This is a genomic window from Stenotrophomonas sp. YJH_SMC_133 (genome assembly GCF_059370655.1).
On sequence record NZ_JCAFTW010000001.1, the window covers coordinates 352,324 to 371,956 of the forward strand.

The 19,633-nt window shown below is 67.5% G+C and carries 19 protein-coding genes; 11 read left to right on the top strand and 8 right to left on the bottom strand.

What is annotated here, in order from left to right; all coding sequences use genetic code 11:
* Window positions 1–957, top strand: coding sequence for a TraB/GumN family protein (locus AC5P78_RS01590; protein ID WP_024958298.1), 957 nt, complete (start codon window positions 1–3; stop codon window positions 955–957).
* A gap of 73 nt (window positions 958–1,030) precedes the next feature.
* Here AC5P78_RS01590 and phaR read toward each other — a convergent pair whose 3' ends face one another.
* From phaR to gluQRS, 3 genes are all read right to left on the bottom strand, one after another.
* A complete protein-coding gene (gene phaR, locus AC5P78_RS01595) occupies window positions 1,031–1,558 on the bottom strand; it encodes a polyhydroxyalkanoate synthesis repressor PhaR (protein ID WP_005410391.1) in 528 nt (175 codons plus the stop codon).
* A gap of 194 nt (window positions 1,559–1,752) precedes the next feature.
* A complete protein-coding gene (gene phbB, locus AC5P78_RS01600) occupies window positions 1,753–2,493 on the bottom strand; it encodes an acetoacetyl-CoA reductase (RefSeq protein WP_005410389.1) in 741 nt (246 codons plus the stop codon).
* On the bottom strand, window positions 2,490–3,431 hold the full coding sequence (gene gluQRS / locus AC5P78_RS01605) for a tRNA glutamyl-Q(34) synthetase GluQRS (protein WP_049397338.1): 942 nt from the start codon (window positions 3,429–3,431) through the stop codon (window positions 2,490–2,492). Before gluQRS ends, phbB begins: the two co-directional genes overlap by 4 nt.
* 93 nt (window positions 3,432–3,524) lie before the next feature.
* Between gluQRS and htpX the strand changes: the two genes are divergently transcribed.
* Complete coding sequence (gene htpX, locus AC5P78_RS01610) at window positions 3,525–4,391, top strand: protease HtpX (protein WP_005410387.1); 867 nt, start codon at window positions 3,525–3,527, stop codon at window positions 4,389–4,391.
* 669 nt (window positions 4,392–5,060) lie between these two features.
* Here the strand turns inward: htpX and AC5P78_RS01615 are convergent.
* Entirely contained in the window at window positions 5,061–5,888 is an 828-nt protein-coding gene (locus AC5P78_RS01615) for an inositol monophosphatase family protein (protein ID WP_005410386.1), read from the bottom strand.
* Between the two features lie 120 nt (window positions 5,889–6,008).
* On the opposite strand from AC5P78_RS01615, the gene AC5P78_RS01620 reads away from it, so the two are divergent.
* Genes AC5P78_RS01620 through AC5P78_RS01630 form a run of 3 tightly spaced genes read left to right on the top strand, consistent with a single transcriptional unit; the run spans window position 6,009 to window position 9,882 of the window.
* Window positions 6,009–6,779, top strand: coding sequence for an RNA methyltransferase (locus AC5P78_RS01620; RefSeq protein WP_005414025.1), 771 nt, complete (start codon window positions 6,009–6,011; stop codon window positions 6,777–6,779).
* A 47-nt stretch (window positions 6,780–6,826) separates the two neighbouring features.
* Window positions 6,827–7,759 (top strand): phosphate/phosphite/phosphonate ABC transporter substrate-binding protein, encoded by a 933-nt coding sequence (locus tag AC5P78_RS01625; RefSeq protein WP_049404638.1) that lies wholly within the window; start codon window positions 6,827–6,829, stop codon window positions 7,757–7,759.
* Entirely contained in the window at window positions 7,756–9,882 is a 2,127-nt protein-coding gene (locus AC5P78_RS01630; protein WP_049430192.1) for a putative bifunctional diguanylate cyclase/phosphodiesterase, read from the top strand. Before AC5P78_RS01625 ends, AC5P78_RS01630 begins: the two co-directional genes overlap by 4 nt.
* Window positions 9,883–9,948: 66 nt before the next feature.
* On the opposite strand, the gene epmB is transcribed toward AC5P78_RS01630, so the two are convergent.
* Window positions 9,949–10,989, bottom strand: a complete 1,041-nt coding sequence (epmB, locus tag AC5P78_RS01635; RefSeq protein WP_099470238.1) for an EF-P beta-lysylation protein EpmB — start codon at window positions 10,987–10,989, stop codon at window positions 9,949–9,951.
* 96 nt (window positions 10,990–11,085) lie between these two features.
* Here epmB and efp point away from each other — a divergent pair, with 96 nt between their 5' ends.
* The 5 genes from efp (at window position 11,086) to AC5P78_RS01660 (ending at window position 15,347) form a co-directional block, all read left to right on the top strand.
* Window positions 11,086–11,652 carry an elongation factor P gene (efp, locus tag AC5P78_RS01640; protein ID WP_005410381.1) on the top strand — a complete coding sequence of 189 codons (567 nt, stop codon included), beginning with the start codon at window positions 11,086–11,088 and terminating at the stop codon, window positions 11,650–11,652.
* Window positions 11,653–11,853: 201 nt separating this feature from the next.
* Window positions 11,854–13,197 carry a TRZ/ATZ family hydrolase gene (locus tag AC5P78_RS01645; RefSeq protein WP_049397343.1) on the top strand — a complete coding sequence of 448 codons (1,344 nt, stop codon included), beginning with the start codon at window positions 11,854–11,856 and terminating at the stop codon, window positions 13,195–13,197.
* A gap of 25 nt (window positions 13,198–13,222) precedes the next feature.
* The gene (gene ubiG / locus AC5P78_RS01650; protein ID WP_005410379.1) at window positions 13,223–13,939 is read left to right on the top strand and encodes a bifunctional 2-polyprenyl-6-hydroxyphenol methylase/3-demethylubiquinol 3-O-methyltransferase UbiG; all 717 of its coding nucleotides are present in this window, start codon (window positions 13,223–13,225) and stop codon (window positions 13,937–13,939) included.
* A complete protein-coding gene (locus tag AC5P78_RS01655) occupies window positions 13,936–14,631 on the top strand; it encodes a phosphoglycolate phosphatase (RefSeq protein WP_043035353.1) in 696 nt (231 codons plus the stop codon). The genes ubiG and AC5P78_RS01655 overlap by 4 nt, the downstream gene beginning before the upstream one ends.
* A gap of 11 nt (window positions 14,632–14,642) precedes the next feature.
* Window positions 14,643–15,347 (top strand): squalene/phytoene synthase family protein, encoded by a 705-nt coding sequence (locus AC5P78_RS01660; RefSeq protein WP_012480837.1) that lies wholly within the window; start codon window positions 14,643–14,645, stop codon window positions 15,345–15,347.
* A gap of 105 nt (window positions 15,348–15,452) precedes the next feature.
* Here AC5P78_RS01660 and AC5P78_RS01665 read toward each other — a convergent pair whose 3' ends face one another.
* The 3 genes from AC5P78_RS01665 to yidD are packed head-to-tail and all read right to left on the bottom strand — an operon-like array spanning window position 15,453 to window position 17,903.
* Window positions 15,453–16,301, bottom strand: coding sequence for a M23 family metallopeptidase (locus AC5P78_RS01665; protein ID WP_175422413.1), 849 nt, complete (start codon window positions 16,299–16,301; stop codon window positions 15,453–15,455).
* Window positions 16,301–17,647: a dihydroorotase gene (locus tag AC5P78_RS01670; protein ID WP_005410375.1), complete on the bottom strand. Its 1,347-nt coding sequence runs from the start codon at window positions 17,645–17,647 to the stop codon at window positions 16,301–16,303. Before AC5P78_RS01670 ends, AC5P78_RS01665 begins: the two co-directional genes overlap by 1 nt.
* Before the next feature lies 1 nt (window position 17,648).
* Window positions 17,649–17,903, bottom strand: coding sequence for a membrane protein insertion efficiency factor YidD (yidD, locus tag AC5P78_RS01675; RefSeq protein WP_005414016.1), 255 nt, complete (start codon window positions 17,901–17,903; stop codon window positions 17,649–17,651).
* Between the two features lie 272 nt (window positions 17,904–18,175).
* Here yidD and dksA point away from each other — a divergent pair, with 272 nt between their 5' ends.
* Complete coding sequence (gene dksA / locus AC5P78_RS01680) at window positions 18,176–19,405, top strand: RNA polymerase-binding protein DksA (RefSeq protein WP_005410374.1); 1,230 nt, start codon at window positions 18,176–18,178, stop codon at window positions 19,403–19,405.
* Window positions 19,406–19,633: the final 228 nt, after the last annotated feature.

The window sequence follows — 19,633 nt, forward strand, 5'->3', positions numbered from 1 at the left end:
ATGCCGTTGAAGGGACTGTTCCGTGCAACGCTGCTGATGGCAGCGTTTGCAATCGCACCGCTGGCACCGGCGCGCAATGCACCGGCCACCGACGCCGCGGCCACGGCGGCGGCCAAGCCGCCGGTGCCGCTGCTGTGGAAGGTGACCGGCCCGGGTGATTCACGCGTATACCTGCTTGGATCATTCCACCTGTTGAAACCGCAGGACTACCCGCTGTCGCCCGATGTCGAGCAGGCCTTCGAGGCCTCGCAGCGGGTCGTGTTCGAACTGTCACCGGAGGACATGCAGTCGCCGCAGCTGGCCAGCCGCATGGTGCAGGCTGCCGTGCGCACCGATGGCAGCGAGCTCAAGCGCGATCTCGACGCGGCCACCTGGCAGAAGCTGCAGGCGTTCGCATCCGAGAACAAGCTTCCGTTGGCACAGATGCAGGGCATGAAGCCTTGGTTCGTCGGCCTGAGCATTTCGGTCGGGCAGATGCAGAAGATGGGCCTGGACCCGGCGCTGGGCCTGGACCGTCATTTCATGGAGCGCGCGCAGAAGACCGGCCGCAGGACCGCTGGGTTGGAAGACATCGATACCCAGATCGGCATGCTCGACGGCATGACCGTGCAGGAGCAGCGACAGATGCTGTCCGAGGCGCTGGATCAGGCGGGCAAGGGCGATGAGCAGGCGCGCCAGCTGCATGACGCCTGGCGGCGAGGCGATGAGCGCGTGTTGTGGACGAAGATGGCCGCGGAAATGCGCCAGCAGTACCCGCAGCTTTACCAGCGAATCAACACCGGGCGCAACGATGCGTGGGTACCGAAGCTGCTGCCGTACCTGCAGGCCGGGCAGGGTGGCACGCTGGTGGTGGTCGGTACGCTGCACCTTCTGGGAGGTGACGGCGTGGTCGAGAAGCTGAAGGCGAAGGGCTACAAGGTCGAACGCGTATGCACGGGGTGCAAGGCGAAACGTTGATGCTCCGCCGGGGGCACAAAACAAAACGGCGCGCCATCGGGCGCGCCGTTTTCGTATCCGCCGGTACAGCGGCTCAGCGGCGGGTCTTGCCGCCGGTGCCGGTACCGGGTTCGTTGGGCTTGTTGCCGGTACCGGTACCGGTGCCACCCGGTCGCGGACCACCGAAACCGGTGCCCATGCTGCGCTGGAATTCCTGCCACAGCTCCAGGTTGCGCTCGGTCAGCTGATTCATCATCGCCCACGGGGTCTGGCCCAGCAGGTTGCCCATCTGCTGGCGGAACTGCTGCTGCTGGTCGAGGAAGACCTGCATGCTGCGCTCCAGGTAGTTGCCCATGAAGCCCTGCAGGGAATCGCCGTAGAAGCGGATCAGCTGGCTCAGCAGCTGGGTGGACAGCATCGGTTCGCCGTCCTGTTCCTGGTCGGCGATGATCTGCAGCAGGACCGAACGGGTGAGGTCGTCGCCGCTCTTGGCGTCACGGACTTCGAAGTCTTCACCGTCCAGGATCAGCTGGCGCACGTCCTCGATGGTGATGTAGCTGGAGATCTCGGTGTCGTAGAGACGGCGGTTCGGATACTTCTTGATGATGCGGGTCGCAGCCATTGAAGCGGTCACTCGTCACAGTAGATGCGAAGCATGGCGCAGTGCAGCAGCCGTTGCAACCGCCTCAGCCCCCGCCAGGCTTGGCTTTCACAGGGGATCATGTTGCGCAACAAGGGTTTGCGTGCTGCGCAGCATGGCCATCGGCAGGGGCGGCGGGTGTGCGCCGCCGAGGCCGGCGCGGCCGCCGGCGCGGCTTACCAACCCATATGGTGGCCGCCATTGATGTCCAGGTTGCTGCCGGTGATCCACGAGGCTTCCTCCGCCACCAGGAAGGACACCCCGTAAGCGATTTCCTCCGGCTTGCCGAGGCGCCCGGTGGGAATGTCGGCGACGATCTTGGCGCGCACTTCTTCCGGCACCGCCATCACCATGTCGGTCGCGACGTAGCCGGGCGAAATGGTGTTGACGGTAATGCCGAAGCCGGCGTTCTCGCGTGCCAGCGAGATGGTGAAGCCGTGCATGCCGGCCTTGGCCGCCGCGTAGTTGGCCTGGCCGTACTGGCCCTTCAGGCCGTTGATCGAACTGATCTGGATGACCCGGCCCCAGCCGCGGCGGCGCATGCCCTCGATGACCGGGCGGGTGACGTTGAACACCGAATTGAGGTTGGTGTTGATCACATCGTGCCACTGGTCCGCGCGCATGCGATGGAACGTGGTGTCGCGGGTGATGCCCGCGTTGTTGACCAGGATCTCGACCGGGCCCAGCTCGGCCTCGACGGCGCGCACCAGCGCTTCGGCGCTGCCTGGATCGGAGACATCGCCCGGGAAGATCGACACGCTGTAGCCGCGTTCGGTCATTGCCTGCTGCCAGGCGCGGGCCTTGGCCTCGTCGCGGTAGTTGGTGGCGACCCGGTGGCCCTGGTCGGCCAGGCGTTGGCAGATGGCGGTGCCGATGCCGCCGGTTCCGCCGGTGACCAGTGCGACGCGAGATGTCATGGAGTGTTGTCCGGGTGTCGGGTGGGGGAAGGGGGATTCTGCAACATCGGCGCGGAAAGTGCGCCGGCTGGCAACAGGATGTCGGTCCGCGGCAGTCGTGCCGGGTCGAAGGTCTGCCGAGCGGTGGCCAGCAGCGTATCCAGGTCGTGCGCAGGTTCCAGCGCCCCAGGTGCCTGGCCGAGCAGCTTCCAGAGCTGGCGCAGCACGGGCAGCGGGTGCGAACTGTCCACCGGCAGCGCCGCCAGCGACTTGGACAGTTTGTGGCCCGGCGCATCCAGCAGCAGCGGCAGGTGCCAGTAGCGCGGCACCGCCAGCCCCAATGCCTGCTGCAGCAGGATCTGCCGCGCCGTGGAGTCGAGCAGGTCGGCGCCGCGCACCACTTCGGTCACTCCTTGCGCGGCGTCATCGACCACCACCGCCAACTGGTAGGCCCAGCAGCCATCGGCGCGGCGCAGCACGAAGTCGCCGACTTCGGCGTGCACGTCCTGCTGCTGCGGGCCGCGCAGGCCATCGTCGAAGTGCACGATGCTGCCCGGTGGCACGCGGAAGCGGACGGCAGGGTCCGGTCGAGGTTGCCGGGCGACGCAACGATGGTGGATGCCGCCGTTGGCGGCCAGGTCGCTGCGGCTGCAGTGGCAGACAAAGGCCTGGTCGCTGGCCAGCAGCACGTCCAGCGCGGCCTGGTAGGCCTCGCCGCGGGTGCTCTGCCAGAGGATCGGGCCATCGTGGACCAGGCCGAACGCTGCCAGCGCCTGCAGCTGTGACTCGGCGGCGCCGGGCACGGTGCGTGGTGGATCGACGTCTTCGATGCGCAGCCGCCACAGGCCGCCGTTATGTCGCGCGAGCAGCCAGCTGCCGAAGGCGGCGAGCAGGGATCCGGGATGGAGCAGGCCGGTCGGCGAGGGCGCGAAACGACCGCAGGGAATGGGGGAGGTCATGCTGGCTGAATCGTCGGTCAGGTTGGCGCTTGAATTCAAGCTGACCACACCGCAAATTGACCGGTATCGACCCCTTCCGAGCCGGATTTTCCCATGTTTACCCGCATTGCCCTGTTCCTGGCGACCAACTTCGCGGTCCTGATTCTCGCCAGCATCGTGATGTCGTTGCTCGGGGTCAATCCAAGCCAGATGAGCGGCCTGCTGGTCATGGCCGCGATCTTCGGCTTCGGTGGCTCCTTCATCTCGCTGCTGCTCTCCAAGTGGATGGCCAAGCGCTCCACCGGTGCGGTGGTGATCACCGAGCCGCGCAACCAGACCGAGCGCTGGCTGCTGGCCACCGTCGAGCGCCAGGCCAAGGCGGCCGGTATCGGCATGCCCGAAGTAGCGGTGTACGAAGGCCCGGAGATCAACGCCTTCGCCACTGGCGCCAACCGCAACAACGCGCTGGTGGCGGTGTCCACCGGCCTGCTGCACAACATGAGCGAAGACGAGGCCGAAGCGGTGCTGGGCCACGAGATCGCCCACGTCGCCAACGGTGACATGATCACCATGGCGCTGCTGCAGGGCGTGCTGAACACCTTCGTGATCGTGCTGGCCCGCGTGGTCGGCGGCATCATCGACAGCGCGCTGTCGGGTAACCGCGAAGGCGGCGGCCGTGGCTTCGCCTATTACATCATCGTGTTCGTGCTGGAGATGGTGTTCGGCCTGTTCGCCACCATGATCTCGATGTGGTTCTCGCGCCACCGCGAGTTCCGCGCCGACGCCGGCGGTGCCTCGCTGGCCGGCCGCCAGAAGATGATCGCCGCGTTGGAGCGGCTGCAGCTGAACCACGGCCAGAGCACGCTGCCGACCCAGATTGCCGCTTTCGGTATTGCTGGTTCGACGGCGAAGAAGCTGTTCATGAGCCATCCGCCGCTGGAAGAGCGCATCGCCGCGCTGCGGGCGTCGACGGTGGCGTAAGTCTCCGTACTTCTACGGTAGTGCAGGAACGCCTGGCCCCGCGCCGGGCGTTTTTGTTTGCGCGGTGCATTGCTGATGCCGGATCGTGCCCGGCGGATCGTTTCCGCGCCTGCGGGGAGGTGTCACTTTCTTTGCTCGTGCAAAGAAAGTAACCAAAGAAACACGCCGCCAGGGCGCGAGCCGACGTGCTGCGCACGCCGGTACCCTGCGCTCCTCGGCCCGTCGAGGGACGGTGCGGGAACTCGCTGCGCTCAGACACCCGCACCTCTCCGCCCTCGCCGGACCTGCGGTGCTCGGCTCGCTCAAGGCGGACCCAAGGTCAAATGCCACAGCGGCACCCGGTTGATCCATGCCACGCGTGCATGCTGTTGCCCTTGATCTTGACCTTCCAGTCCGCCTTGAGCGAGCCGAGCATCGCAGGGGAATCAGGGGCGAAGAGGCGCCGGTGTCTGAGCGCAGCGAGTTCGGCGCCGTCCCCTGATTCTCCGAGAAGCGCAGGGAACCGTCGCGTAGCGACGGCTCGCGGCTGGCGGAGCGTTTCTTTGGTTACTTTCTTTGCGCGCAAAGAAAGTGACACCCCTCCGCGGTCGCGGAAATGACTCTTCGTGCGCACAAACGAAAACGGCACCTTCGCAGGTGCCGTCTCCATGAACCGCTTCAGGCGAAACCTCAGAACTTCGCGTCGAACTCCGCCGCGTAGCCCGTGTTCACCAGCACCTTCTGCAGCGACTCGGCCACCTTCAGGTTGCCGGCAACGATCTGGTGGGTCTCCGGGCCACGGTTGTCCATCCGGCCCAGGGTCGCGCCCTTGAAGTCGCAGACCTTGCCACCCGCCTCGCGGACCAGCAGCAGCCCGGCAGCGATGTCCCACGCCTTCACGCCGGCTTCGAAATAGGCGTCGGCGCGGCCGCAGGCCACGTAGGCCAGGTCCAGCGCGGCCGAACCGGTGCGGCGGATGTCCTCAGCCTGGACCAGCAGGGTGTCGACCGACTTCAGCTGCGCGCTGGCGCGGCTGCGTTCGCGCGGGGCGAAGCCGGTGTGGATCATCGTGCCTTCCAGATCCTTGCGGTCGGCCACGCGGATGCGGCGGTCGTTCAGCACGGCGCCGGCGCCACGGCTGGCGGTGAACAGTTCATTGCGCAGCGGATCGAAGATGACGGCATCGGTCGGCTCGCCGTTCTCGACCAGGGCGATCGACACGCAGTAGTGCGGCACGCCGCGCAGGTAGTTGCTGGTGCCATCCAGCGGGTCGATGACCCACATCTGGCGGCGCTCGCCCTGCACGCCACCTTCTTCACCGAAGATGCCGTAATCCGGGTAGGCGCGCTTGAGTTCCTTGACGATGACCTTTTCCGCGTCCGCATCCACTTCGCTGGCGTAGTCCATCCGGCCCTTCTGCACCACGTTCAGTGCCTCGAGCTTGTTGATGTTGCGCAACAGGACGTTGCCGGCGAGGCGGGCGGCCTTGACCATGACGGTGACGGCGGGTTTCTGCATGGCGTGGGCTCCCGGAAAGGCAGAAGAGATGGACTGGCGGGGGAAAAGAGCGGGTCCGGCGCAGTGGCCGGCCGCACAGTTTACCATTGGTCATCGTCCAGCTCGACCTTTTCCCTGTTCATGTCCCAGTTTCCCGCCGCCACCCGCCTCCGATTCGTCCTGGTCGGTACCCAGCACCCCGGCAACATGGGGGCTGCCGCCCGCGCCCTGAAGACCATGGGCCTGGCCCGCCTGGTGCTGGTCGCCCCCGAAAAGCCGCTGGACGAGGAGGCCTTCCGCCGCTCGGCCGGTGCCGAAGACGTGCTGGGGGACGCTCCGGTGGTGGCTACCCTGGCCGAGGCCGTGGCGGATTGCCGCCTGGTACTGGGTTGCACGGCCCGTGCCCGCCGCGTCCAGCTGGAGGAGTACCTGCCGGCCGATGCCGCTGCCCGTGCGGTGGCCAAGGCGGGCGAAGGTGCCGAGGTCGCACTGGTATTCGGCCGCGAGCGCACCGGCCTGACCAACGAGGAGCTGCAGCTCTGCCACGCCGCAGTGCACATCCCGTCAGACCCGGAGTTCAGCTCGCTCAACCTGGCCGCCGCCGTGCAGGTGCTGGCGTACGAAACGCGCATGCAGCTGCTGGGCGCGCAGCCGGCCGCCGACGCCGAGCCGGGCTTCCGCGAACAGGCCGCCAGCCATGAGCAGATGGAGAGCTTCTTCGCCCAGCTCGGCGACACCCTGGACGAGATCGATTTCCACAAGGGCCGCGCGCCGGAATCGGCGATGCGCAAGCTGCGCCGCCTGTTCCTGCGCAGCGAGCCGAGCGAGCAGGAAGTGCGCCTGTTGCGTGGCATCCTCGCCGACACCCAGCGCATGGCGCGTCTGGCCCAGGCCGGCAGCAAGGACAGCTGACGACGTTCTCATTTTTTCGGGTAGTCTGTCTGGATACCCAGGGGGGGATGACGTCTGTGTCGGGTCTGCGAAAGGCAATGCAGGGGGGACTGCTGAGCCTGGCCATGGTCCTGCTGGCCGGAGCCGTGCATGCAGCACCGGATCCGGTGCTGGTGCTGGGCCGGATCAGCGATGACCCCCAGGCTCACTACGAGCAGCTGCAACCCCTGCTGGACTACGTGGTGGCGCGCATGCATGACGTCGGCATCCAGGAGGGGCGGGTACTGATGGCCCGCGACCCGCAGCAGATGGCCAGCTATCTGCGGCGGGGACGGGTCGACTGGGTCACGGAAACCTCCGGTACGGCGGTGGCACTGGGCCAGCGCAGTGGTGCGCGGCCGCTGCTGTTGACCGAGCGCAACGGGGTGCGCGAATACCAGACGGTGTTCTTCGTGCGCAGCGACAGTCCCATCCAGCGGGTGCAGGATCTGCGCGGCCATCGCCTGGCCCTGCAGAACACGGCATCCACCAGCGCCTACCTGGTGCCGGTGATGACTCTGCTGAACCATGGCCTGTCGCCGCAGATCCTGGCCGGGGTCTGGGACGTGCCCGGGCGTGACAGCGTGGGGTATGTGTTCGCGCGCAGCGAGTTGAACATCGCGACGTACGTGCACAAGGGGATGGCGGATGTGGGGGCGGTGAGCAGCGTGGACTGGAACGACGAGCGGCGGGTGCCGGCTGCATTCCGGCGCGATTTCCGCGAACTGCTGCGCACCGAACCCTACCCGCGTGCGGTGGAGATGGTCCGCGCCGACCTCGATGCCCGGGTGCGCGACCGCCTGCAGGAAGTCCTGCTGCAGGCCGCCAGCGACCCGCAGGCACAGGGTGCGTTGCATCGGTTTTTTGGCACTTCCGGTTTCCACCGTGTCGATGCGCATGCGCAGCAGCGGTTGGATGAATTGAAACAAGGATTGACGCGCGTGCGGATGGAAGTGGAATGAAGTGGCTCGGCTCGGGGATGCAGGCCCGGTTCCTGCTGGCGATGGGCGGAGCGATGGTCGTGGTGGTCGCCATCCTGGCGGTGCTGCTGGGGCGCCAGACGGCGATGCAGAGCGAGGTGCGCACCCTCAGCGGTGGCGTCATCCATGAGTTGTTCGACCGCAGCGTGCGCAGCCGCGGCGAGGCGATGGCACGCGAGTTGTCCGATGCGCTGGCCAACCCGCTGTATTACCGCGACCTGGACCAGGTCGGCGTGCTGGTGCGCAGCACGGCGCGACAGCCGGTGGTGCGCTATGTACTGGTGTTCGACGAGCGCGGCCGGCTGGTGCACGACGGCTCGGTCGAGGTCCCGGGATTCGGCCAGCCGATGGCCGATCCCCTGGCACCCAAGGCTGCGGCGGCGCAGGCCTTGCTGGTGCAGGAATCGCCGAAGGTGCTGGACAACACGATGCCGATCATGGTTGGCAACCAGCGCATCGGCGGCGTCCGCGTCGGCATGGCGCTGGACGAAGTGCAGCAACGCGAACAGGCGGCCAACGCCACCCTTGGCGAGCGCCTGCAACTGGTCGGCAGCCGCCACCTGGGTTGGTTGCTGCTGATGCTGGGGTTGCTGGTGGTGATCGGCGTGGTGGTGATCCTGTACGTGCAGCGCACGCTGGTCGCGCCGATCCGCGATCTGGCCGCGGCCGCGCGCCGCATCGAGGCCGGTGACTACCAGACGCCCCTGGCCGAGAACACCCGTGACGACGAAGTGGGTGAGCTGGTGCGCGGCTTCGCCCGCATGCGCGATGCGATCGCCCGCCATGACCGTGAAGTGCGGCGCATGGCCTATACCGACGCGCTGACCGGGCTGACCAACCGGCTGGCATTCCGCGAAGCGCTGGACCATCGGCTGATGGCGGCGCGTGCCGCCAATCACCGGTTGGGCCTGCTGTTCGCCGACATCGACGATTTCAAGCGGGTCAACGACACGCTTGGCCATGAGGCCGGTGACGAGGCGTTGCTGCAGTTCGCACAGCGCATCGGCCGCGCCGTTGCGGAGGCAGGCGGCGACGAGGCCCTGCTGGCCCGCTTCGGCGGTGACGAGTTCGTGATCCTGGTGGGCGACGGTGATGTGGCCGCCAACGCGCGGCTGCTGGCCGAAGTGCTGGTGCGCGAGCTGGGCAGGCCGCTGGTGGTGCAGGGCAGGGAGCTGTTCCTGGGCACCTCGATCGGCGTGACCCTGTTCCCCGACGATGCGGCCGATGCGACCACCCTGTTGAAAAACGGCGACATCGCCATGTACCAGGCGAAGATGGCCGGCAAGAACTGCTATCGCTACTACAGCCGGGCGATGGACCACGCGGTCGAACGTCGCGTGCATATGGAACAGGAGCTGCGCGGGGCCTGGGAGCGAGGCGAACTGCGCCTGGCCTACCAGCCGATCTTCCGCATGCGCGACCGCCGCATGGTCGGCGTCGAAGTGCTGCTGCGCTGGCAGCATCCGACCCTGGGCACGATACCGCCATCGGTGTTCATCGAGGTGGCCGAGCAGAGTGGTCTGATCGAGATCATCGGCCCGAAAGTACTGCGTGCGGCCTGCATGGAGGCCTCGCAATGGCCACGTGGCGTGGCAGGCGACGACCTGTTCGTGTCGGTGAACGTGTCACCGCGGCAGCTGCGCGGCGGCGAACTGCCGGCGCTGGTCGCGCAATGCCTGCATGAGTCCGGGCTGCCAGCGTCGCGCCTGCATCTGGAGCTGACCGAGACCGCGGTGATCGGTGACGAGATGGTCGCCGCGCAGCTGCTGGACAAGCTGCACCGCACCGGCGTGAAGGTATGGCTGGACGACTTCGGCACCGGCTTCTCCGGGCTCAGTCATCTGCGCCAGGTGCCGGTGGACGGCGTGAAGATCGACAAGAGCTTCGTGGCCGACATGCAGCGTGATCCCGACGACCTCGCATTGACCACGGCGATCATCGCCATGGCCCACGCGCTGGGCATCACGGTGGTGGCCGAGGGCATCGAGCAGCAGGCGCAGTTCGAACTGCTGGCGCAGCGCGGCTGCGATCTGGGGCAGGGCTACTGGCTGAGCCACCCGGTCACCGCCACCGAAGTGGTGCGGATGATCGAATCGGGCGTTTGACCGATTGACGTTGTGCCGGGGGTCATCCCTTTTCCGCAGGAAAAGGGATCTGACCCCGCTACGGAATTACACCGGGCGCTTGCTCGGGTCGCCGGGCAGTTCGCGCACCAGCTTCGGGACCAGATAGCCGGACAGGCGCGCGGTCAACCCGGCAATCAATGCCTTGGCCCGGGTGTCGTCCACTTCGAAGTGGGCCACGCCCTCGACCCGGTCCAGCTGGTGCAGGTAGTAGGGCAGCACGCCGGCGGCGAAGCTGCGCTCGCTCAGGTCCTGCAGGGCCTGCACGCTGTCGTTGACCCCGCGCAGCAGCACCGCCTGGTTCAGCAGCTGGGCGCCGATGCCGCGCAGGCGCGCCATCGCGGCGTCCACGCTGGCGTCGAATTCGTTGGCGTGGTTGGCGTGGACCACGATGGCCAGCGGCCACGGCAGGCCACCCAGCCAGGCCAGCAGTTCCTCGTCCACGCGCTCGGGCAGCACGATCGGCAGCCGGGTATGGATGCGCAGGCGGCGGATATGCGGGATCGCGCGCAGGGCGTCGGTCAGCTCGACCAGCTTGTGCGTGGCCAGCGACAGCGGGTCACCGCCGGACAGGATCACCTCGTCGATGTCCGGGTCGGCGGCGATGGCGGCTACGGCCTCCTGCCAGCCGCCCTTGGCAGCGTTTTCCGCGCCATAGTCGAAGTGGCGGCGGAAGCAGTAGCGGCAGTTGATCGCACAGCTGCCCGTCGCCACCAGCAGGGCGCGGCCACGGTACTTCTGGATGACGCCGGTGGCCTTCTTGGCGGCACCATCACCCACCGCATCGAAGCTGAACCCGGGCGCCGGGCGCATTTCCTCGTCGATCGGCAGCACCTGCCGCAGCAGCGGATCGGCCGGATCGCCCTTGCGCATGCGGGCCACGAACCCCTCCGGCACGCGCAGCGCGAACTGGGCCATGGCCGCTTCGGAGACGCCCAGTGCCGCCGGGTCCAGCTGCAGCCGGGCCAGCAGCGCCTGCGGGTCGCGCAGTGCCTGGCGCCAGAGCTGCTGCCAGCGCGCGGGCGCGCCTGGCGACTGGGGCCGGGGGAAGGCGGAAAGCTGCATGGAGAGGGGGCCTGCGGTTATCATGGGGGCAGAAAAACAGTCGCCCACCGGCATCCGGTGGGCTTTCCATTCTAACGGCTCGCCGCACCCGCGGCGTTTTTGCCACTCAGGAGTTTACGCATGGCCAGCTACGGCATGAACGACGTCAAGAACGGGATGAAGATCCTGGTCAACAACCAACCGGCCGTCATCATCGACACCGAATACGTCAAGCCGGGCAAGGGCCAGGCCTTCACCCGCGTGAAGTACCGCCTGATCAAGGACGGCCGTACCCAGGAAGTGACCATGAAGTCGACCGACTCGCTGGATGCAGCCGACGTCGTCGATACCGACATGAACTTCATGTACAGCGACGGCGAGTACTGGCACTTCATGGACCCGGAATCCTTCGAGCAGGTCCAGGCCACCAAGGCCGGCATGGGCGGCGCCGAGAAGTGGCTGAAGGGCGAGGAGTCCTGCGTGGTCACCCTGTGGAACGGTGAGCCGATCTTCGTGCAGCCGCCGAACTTCGTCGAGCTGAAGATCACCGAAACCGATCCGGGCGTCCGTGGCGACACCTCGGGCGGCGGCGGCAAGCCGGCCACCCTGGAAACCGGCGCCGTGGTCCGCGTGCCGCTGTTCGTGAACCAGGACGAAGTGATCCGCGTCGACACCCGTTCGGGCGAATACTCCGCACGCGTCAAGTAATCCGGCGCAGCCGGATTACGGTAGTGACGGCCGCTGGCCGGATACGCGCCATCGCATTCGCGCTGGCGCTCCCATGATCTGCTTCGGCAGATCATGGGCCCCCGCTTCACGGGTCTCCAGACCCCGCCGCTTCGCGGCAGCCCCTGACTCAGGGGCGTGTCCCCCAGAAGTATCTCGCCGCCCCCCAGCCAGTGAGCCCGCATGAGCGATAGCCCGCACCTCCCCGAAGCCTGCGACCTGCTCATCGAAGCCGGTTACGTCGTTCCGATCGAGCCGCATGCGGTGGTGCTGGAAGACCATGCCGTTGCCGTGCGTGGCAGCGAGATCGTGGCCATCCTGCCGCGTGCCGAGGCGCGCGCACGGTTCCGCGCCACCCAGGTGGTCAGCCGCCCCGAGGCGGCGCTGATGCCGGGCCTGGTCAATGCGCACACGCACAACCCGATGACCCTGCTGCGCGGCGTCGCCGACGACCTGCCGCTGATGACCTGGCTGCAGCAGCACATCTGGCCGGTGGAAGCGGCGGTGATCGGCCCCGAATTCGTCGCCGACGGCACCACCCTGGCCATCGCCGAGATGCTGCGCGGCGGCACCACCTGCGCCAACGAGAACTACTTCTTCGGCGATGTGCAGGCCGCCGTCTACAAGAAGCATGGTTTCCGCGCGCTGGTCGGCGCGGTCATCATCGATTTCCCCACCGCCTGGGCCAAGACCGACGACGAGTACTTCGCCAAGGCCGGTGAACTGCATGACCAGTGGCGCACCGATCCACTGATCGGCACCGCGTTCGCGCCGCATGCGCCGTATACGGTCAACGATGCCAACTTCGAGCGGGTGCGGATGCTGTCCGACCAGCTCGACATGCAGGTGCACCTGCACACCCACGAGACCGCGCAGGAGATCAACGATTCGATCAGGCTGCACGGCCAGCGCCCGCTGGCGCGGCTGGATCGCCTCGGCCTGGTCAACGACCGCCTGATCGCGGTGCACATGACCCAGCTGACTGATGCGGAAATCCACCTGTGCGCCGAGCGTGGCGTCAGCGTGGTGCATTGCCCGGAATCGAACCTGAAGCTCGCCTCCGGTTTCTGCCCGGCCTGCGCCCTGCAGCGCGCCGGCGTGAACCTGGCGATCGGCACCGACGGCTGCGCCAGCAACAACGACCTGGACATGTTCAGCGAGAACCGCACCGCGGCGATTCTGGCCAAGGCCGTGGCCGATGACGCCACCGCGCTGGACGCGGCGACCACGCTGCGCGCGTCCACCCTGGGCGGTGCCCGCGCGCTGGGCTTCGGCGAGCGCATCGGTTCGATCGAAGTCGGCAAGCAGGCCGACCTGGTCTGCGTCGACCTGTCCGCACTGGAAACCCAGCCGCTGCACAACGTGCTGTCGCAGCTGGTGTACGCCACCGGCCGCCAGCAGGTCAGCGACGTCTGGATCGCCGGCAAGCCGAAGCTGGTGCAGCGCGAGCTGGTCGGCATGGACCTGCCGGGCATCATCGCCAACGCGCGCCAGTGGCGCGAGCGCATCCGTCATATCCGCGCCTGAACCCCGGCGCCGCAAGGACTCCCTCATGACTGCCCCCCACGCTTCCTCCAATTTCGATCAGGCCGAGCTGGACAAGTTCGCCGCGCTGGCCAACCGCTGGTGGGACGCTGACGGCCCGCAGAAGCCGCTGCATGCGCTGAACCCGGTGCGCCTGAAATACGTGGCCGACCGCGTTCCGCTGCGCGGCGCACGCGTACTCGACATCGGTTGCGGTGGCGGCCTGTTGAGCGAAGCGCTGGCCCAGGCCGGCGCCGACGTCACCGCCATCGACCTGGCCCCGGAGCTGGTCAAGGTCGCGCGCCTGCATGCGCTGGAAAGCGGCGCCAAGGTCGATTACCGGGTGCAGGCCGCCGAGGACCTGGCCGCCGAGCAGCCGGGCAGCTTCGATGTGGTGACCTGCATGGAAATGCTGGAGCACGTGCCAGACCCGGGCGCGATCATCGAGGCCTGCAAGCGCCTGCTGAAGCCGGGCGGCCACCTGTTCCTGTCGACCATCAACCGCACCGCTGCCGCCTTCGCAGTGGCGATTGTCGGTGCCGAGTACGTGGCGCGGCTGCTGCCCAAGGGCACGCACCACTACCAGGAATTCATCAAGCCGGCCGAGCTGGCGCGCTGGCTGCGCGAGGCCGACATGCAGCTGGTGGACGTCAGCGGCATGGCCTACGAGCCGTGGCGCAACCACGCCCGCCTGAGCAGCCGCACCGACATCAACTACCTGGCCTACGCGGTCAAGCCGGCATGACCTCCGCCCGCTTCCCGCGTGCGGTGCTGTTCGACCTGGATGGCACGTTGCTGGACAGCGCGCCGGACTTCGTCGCCACCTGCAACGCGATGCTGGCCGAACGTAGTCGTGCACCCATCGATCCGGCCGCACTGCGCCCGGTGGTGTCGAAGGGCTCGCGGGCGATGGTCTCGGCCGCGTTCCCGGACCTGGATGCCGCTGCGCGCGATGCACTGATCCCGGAATTCCTGCAGCGCTATGAAGCGTCGATCGGCCAGCACGCAGTGCTGTTCGACGGCGTGGCCGGCATGCTCGCCGCGCTGGATGAGGCCGGTACGGTGTGGGGCATCGTCACCAACAAACCCGAGTACCTGGCGCGCCTGATCCTGCCGCAGCATGGCTGGCAGCAGCGCTGCGCGGTGCTGGTCGGCGGTGACAGCCTGGCCGAACGCAAGCCGCACCCGCTGCCGCTGCTGCACGCTGCGCAGGCCATTGGCATTGCCGCCGAAGACTGCGTGTACGTGGGTGACGACGAGCGCGACATCATCGCCGCACGCGCTGCCGCCATGCCGTCGGTGGCGGCGCTGTGGGGCTACCGCCTGCACAGCGACGACCCGCTGGCCTGGCAGGCCGACGTGCTGGTCGAGAACGCCGAACTTCTGCAACTGGCCAGTCTCTGGCCGACCCGGCCGGCAGCCCCGGCCCAGCCGTAAGGAATCACGTAGTGAGCAGTACCGCGCTGGACAGTTTCCTCGACAAGTGGCGCAGCCGTTGGCCGGAATGGTCGGTGGCCGCCCCGTTCGTGGCCGAATCGCAACGCGAGCTTGCCGTGGCGTGGTTCGCGCTGCTGCAGGAGTTCGACGACATGCTCAATACCGGCGGCGATCCGCTGCCGGCCGATGCCAAGCTGGCATGGTGGGGCGAGGAGCTGCGCAGCTGGGCCGGGCATCGTTCGCGCCATCCACTGGGCCGCCTGCTGGAGCCGGTGCGTGCGCCGTGGGCGCAGTTGGCCGAGGCGCTGCCGGATCTGGTTGAAGCACGCACCGTCGCGCTGGACGCCGCCAGTGCCGAGCGTGCGCTGGCCAACTACGCTGAAGCCGTGGCCGCGGTCGAGGCGGCCTTGTTCGCGGACAAGCCGCGCACCGGTGCCGGTCGCGCGGTGCAGCTGCAGACCCTGGCCCAGCGCCTGCAGGATGCCGGCGTGGCCGGTGTGCCGCGCAGCCTGCTGGACGGTGATGCCAGCACGGCTGCACAGCGCTGGGCGCAGCATCTGTTGAAGGGCTGGGGCACGCGCGTGCCCGGCCCGCGCCCGCGCCGTGTGTGGTCCAGCCTTGCGCGCGCCCGCGTTGCCGCGCAGGCCGCAGGCAAGCCGATTGAAGCGACCCCGGTGCGCACCTTGTTGCGCGTGTGGTGGGCCGCGCGCGGTTGATCGATCGGCGCTGTTGACTGCTTCTGGTGGGTGCGGACCTTGGTCCGCACGCTCTGTGAGGTTGTGCCGACCAAGGTTGGCACCCACCAAAGCGCATTGCGCGCGTTACTTGCGTTCCAGTACCAGCAGCGGATCGATACGGGTATCGAACCAGTTCATGCCCCAGTGCAGGTGCGGGCCGGTGGCACGGCCGGTGGCGCCGACTGCGGCGATCACCTGGCCTTGTTCCACACGGTCGCCAACTTTTACGTCGATGCGCGACAGGTGCAGGAAGTTGGAGCTGACCCCGAAACCGTGGTCGAGCAGCAGCGTACCGCCGGTCAGGTACAGGTCCGGCCCGGCGAAGGTGACGATGCCGGCGGCCGGTGCCTTCACCGGCGTGCCGGTCGGTACCGCGATGTCCATGCCGGAATGACCGGCACCGGGCTGCCCGTTGTACACGCGCGCATTGCCGAAGCGACCGCTGATGCGGCCCTGCACCGGCCAGATGAAGGTCTGGGTGAAGTCGGTGCGGTCGTCATCGCGGGCACGCACGGCGGTCACCTGCGCCTGTTCGCGTTTGATCCGCTCGGCAATCGCCGGCGGCGGATTGACCGTCTTCGGCGGCACGCCGTTGACCCGCTCGGTGGGCCAGTCGCGCGGCGTCACCGCAATGGTCGCGGTCTCGCTGCCGCCATCAGGGCGCTGCACCTGCACGCGCAATGGTCCCTTCTCGTCGCGGCCGATGCCGAACACCACGCTGCCGTAGCCGCTCACCCGCAGCTGGCGACCGGCGTACTGCACGCGGCTGCCGGCGGGCACCTTGCCGATCACCAGTGCGCCCTGCGACGCACTGGCCGGGAACACCACGCGGCTGTCGATCAGGCTGCCGATGCCATCCTGCGCGTGAGCCGACGGTACGCTGAGCAGGGGTGCCGCCAGCAGCAGCGCCCCGGTAAATAGAGCCGCGCGCATCAGCGGTCGTAGGTCATGCGCTGGCCGGCGGGCTCGCCCACCAGTTTGCTGCCGTCCCACACCAGCTGGCCGTTCACCCAGGTGGAGGCCACGCGCGAACGGAAGGTCGTGCCTTCGAACGGCGACCAGCCGCACTTGGACAGCACGTCCTCGCGCTTGACGGTGAACGGCACGTCTTCCACAAGCACCAGGTCGGCGAAGTAGCCTTCGCGCAGGAAGCCGCGTTCTTCCACGTCGAACAACTGTGCCGGCGCGTGGGCGAATTTCTGCACCACCTGTTCGCGGGTCAGCTTGCCTTCGTGCACGCGCTCCAGCGCGGCCACCAGCGCGTACTGCACCAGCGGCAGGCCCGACGGTGCCTGCGCGTACGGCTTCTGCTTCTCTTCCCAGGTGTGCGGCGCGTGGTCGGTGGCCAGCACGTCCAGCACGTCGTCGGCCAGCGCAGCGGTGATCGCCTCGCGGTCGGACACTTCCTTGATGGCCGGGTTGCACTTGATCAGGTTGCCCTTGGTCGCATAGTCCGGGCGCGCGAAGTGCAGGAAGTGCACGCAGGTCTCGGCGGTGATCTGCTTGCGGCTGCCGTCGGCGCGGATCAGCGGGCCCTTCTCGAACAGCGCCAGCTCGTCGGCGGTGGAGATGTGCAGCACATGCAGGCGGGTGCCGTGCTTGCGCGCCAGCGACATCGCCAGCCGGGTCGACTTGATGCAGGCCTCGCGCGAACGGATGTCCGGATGCATGTCAGGGGTCAGCGCATCGCCGTACTTTTCCTGGAAGGCCTTCAGGTTGGCATCGATCATCGGCGTGTCTTCGCAGTGCGTGATGATCGGGGTCGGGCAATCGCGGAAGATCGCATCCAGCGTTTCCGGGTTGTCCACCAGCATGTTGCCGGTCGAAGCACCCATGAACACCTTCACGCCCGGGGCCTTCTTCGGATCCAGGGCACGGATCGCGTCGAGGTTGTCATTGCTGGCGCCGTGGTAGAAGCCATAGTTGGCCCAGGCGCGGCCGCGCGCGAGCTCGTACTTGGCTTCCAGGATGGTCGAATCCAGCGTCGGCGGGTTGGTGTTGGGCATGTCCATGAAGCTGGTCAGGCCACCGGCCACGGCCGCGGCCGATTCGCTGGCGATGTCGCCCTTGTGGGTCAGGCCCGGTTCGCGGAAGTGCACCTGGTCATCGATCATGCCGGGCAGCAGCCAGCGTCCGGCCGCATCCACCACCTGTTCGCCGTCGCGCGGCGCCAGCCCGCTGCCGATCTGCGCGATGCGGCCGTTCTCGATGCGCAGGTCGCCGTCGAAGGTGCGGCCTTCGTTGACCATCCGGGCGTTGGTGATGAGGGTGGAGGACATGTCAGTGTTTTCCTGTGCAACGGCAAGAGGGGGCGTTGGGAGACTCGGGCACGGGGTCGAAGCCGCCGGGATGGAACGGGTGGCAGCGACCGAGCCGTCGTGCAGCCAGCCAGCTGCCGCGCAGCGGGCCGTGCCGCGAGATGGCTTCCATCGCGTATTCAGAACAGCTCGGCACGAAACGGCAGCGTGGCCCCAGCAAGGGGCTGATGAAGCGCTTGTAGAAGCGCAGCAGGGCAATGAGCAGGCGCGAGATCACCCAGTCATCTTATGCCAGTTGGCATGAAGGCCGCATTTGTGCAGGATGGGCCGTTGGTCGCATGTCGCCGATGGCCTGCGACCGGTACCAGCACCTGCGGGTGCTGGCCAGGTTCCGTACCGCGCAAGGCGGTCCGTGTTCGTCGGACTGCCTCCAAGGGCGCCTTGACTCCAGGACTGAATGGAGCAGGGTGCCGAGGTTGCTGCTGCGGGTCGGGTAGGCTATAAAGGCCCGCTTTCCCGGGCCCCGGGGAATCCAAGGAAGAGCGTTTCGTGGCTGCTAAAAAAACTGCAAAGAAGGCCGCAACGGCCGCCAAGAAAACCGCCAAGCCTGTTGTGAAGAAGTTGGCGGCAAAGCCCGTTGCCAGGAAACCGGCCAGCAAGCCGGCGACCAAGGCAGCGTCCTCGCAACCGGCGGCCAGGAAGGCCACCGCAAAGAAAACGCCGGTCAAGGCAACCAAGCCGGTGGCCAAGAAGGCTGCTGCGCCCGCCAAGGCCAAGCCTGCCGCTGCCAGCAAGAAGGCGCCGGTGGTGAAGAAGGCCGCCAGCAAGGCCGCGCCGGTGAAGAAGGCTGCCGCCAAGCCAGTGGCGAAGAAGGCAGCAACCAAGCCGGCGCCGAAGGCGGTGGTGAAGAAGGCTGCAGCCAAGCCGGTCGCCAAGCCCGCAGCAAAGAAGGTCGCTGCGGCCAAGCCGGTCGCCACACCTGCCGCTGTAAAGAAGGTTGCCAAGAATGTTGCCGCGCCGGCCGTAAAGCCGACCCCGGCCCCAGTAGTGAAGTCCGCACCGAAGCCTGCTGCCAAGCCGGCTCCGGCCAAGCCTGTCCCGGCCAAGACCGTGGCAGTGGCAGCAGCCCAACCGGCCTCCAAGCCGGCCCCGGCCGCCGCTCCTGCCGCCTCGAAGGCCCCGCAATCCAAGAATCCCGTGCCCGTTTCGAAATCGCCTGCCAAAACCGCCGTGAAATCCGATTCCGCCCCGAAGACCGTGTCGCGCCCTGTCGGCAAGGTTGCCGTGGCCGTCGCCGCCCGCTCGGCGGCACCGGCCCCGCGCAGCAAGTACAAGGTGGTCGAGTACAAGACCGACGAGGCCACCGGCCGCCCGATCCTGCCGGCTGGCTACAAGCCGTCCTCGGAAGAGGAATACATGAGCCCGCTGCAGCAGGAGTACTTCCGCCAGCGCCTGCAGAACTGGCGCGCGGACCTGGTGGAAGAGTCCAAGCAGACCATCGAGAACCTGCGCGAGGAAGTGCGTGACATCGGCGACGAAGCCGAGCGTGCGACCCGCGAGACCGAGAACTCGCTGGAACTGCGTACCCGCGACCGCTATCGCAAGCTGATCGGCAAGATCGACAGCACCCTGAAGCGCCTGGAAGCGGGTGACTACGGTTACTGCGTCGACACCGGCGAGGAAATCGGCCTGGAGCGCCTGGAAGCGCGCCTCACCGCCGAACGCACCATCGACGCCCAGGAGCGTTGGGAGCACCTGCAGAAGCAGCAGGGCGACTGATTCCTGATCGTTGTCTGGTCATGCGAAAAACCCGGCCTCGGCCGGGTTTTTTGTTGGGGGATCGTCGGTAAGCGACCGTGGCTGGCACGGGCAGTTGTGGCCGTTGACTTGGGTCCGCCTTGTAGCGAGCCGAGCACCGCAGGGGAATCGGGGGCGAAGAGGCGCCGCTGTTTGAGCGCAGCGAGTTCGGCGCCGTCCCCTGATTCACCGAGGAGCGCAGGGCACCGG

Bases quoted from the DNA above. Each gene is read 5' to 3' on its own strand.
- AC5P78_RS01615 (WP_005410386.1), bottom strand. From the start codon at position 5,888: ATGCAGAAACCCGCCGTCACCGTCATGGTCAAGGCCGCCCGCCTCGCC.
- AC5P78_RS01590 (WP_024958298.1), top strand. From the start codon at position 1: ATGCCGTTGAAGGGACTGTTCCGTGCAACGCTGCTGATGGCAGCGTTT.
- AC5P78_RS01655 (WP_043035353.1), top strand. From the start codon at position 13,936: ATGACCTCCGCCCGCTTCCCGCGTGCGGTGCTGTTCGACCTGGATGGC.
- AC5P78_RS01670 (WP_005410375.1), bottom strand. From the start codon at position 17,647: ATGTCCTCCACCCTCATCACCAACGCCCGGATGGTCAACGAAGGCCGC.
- AC5P78_RS01630 (WP_049430192.1), top strand. From the start codon at position 7,756: ATGAAGTGGCTCGGCTCGGGGATGCAGGCCCGGTTCCTGCTGGCGATG.
- efp (WP_005410381.1), top strand. From the start codon at position 11,086: ATGGCCAGCTACGGCATGAACGACGTCAAGAACGGGATGAAGATCCTG.
- AC5P78_RS01665 (WP_175422413.1), bottom strand. From the start codon at position 16,301: ATGCGCGCGGCTCTATTTACCGGGGCGCTGCTGCTGGCGGCACCCCTG.
- gluQRS (WP_049397338.1), bottom strand. From the start codon at position 3,431: ATGACCTCCCCCATTCCCTGCGGTCGTTTCGCGCCCTCGCCGACCGGC.
- AC5P78_RS01645 (WP_049397343.1), top strand. From the start codon at position 11,854: ATGAGCGATAGCCCGCACCTCCCCGAAGCCTGCGACCTGCTCATCGAA.
- ubiG (WP_005410379.1), top strand. From the start codon at position 13,223: ATGACTGCCCCCCACGCTTCCTCCAATTTCGATCAGGCCGAGCTGGAC.
- htpX (WP_005410387.1), top strand. From the start codon at position 3,525: ATGTTTACCCGCATTGCCCTGTTCCTGGCGACCAACTTCGCGGTCCTG.
- epmB (WP_099470238.1), bottom strand. From the start codon at position 10,989: ATGATAACCGCAGGCCCCCTCTCCATGCAGCTTTCCGCCTTCCCCCGG.
- AC5P78_RS01620 (WP_005414025.1), top strand. From the start codon at position 6,009: ATGTCCCAGTTTCCCGCCGCCACCCGCCTCCGATTCGTCCTGGTCGGT.
- phbB (WP_005410389.1), bottom strand. From the start codon at position 2,493: ATGACATCTCGCGTCGCACTGGTCACCGGCGGAACCGGCGGCATCGGC.
- AC5P78_RS01625 (WP_049404638.1), top strand. From the start codon at position 6,827: ATGACGTCTGTGTCGGGTCTGCGAAAGGCAATGCAGGGGGGACTGCTG.
- phaR (WP_005410391.1), bottom strand. From the start codon at position 1,558: ATGGCTGCGACCCGCATCATCAAGAAGTATCCGAACCGCCGTCTCTAC.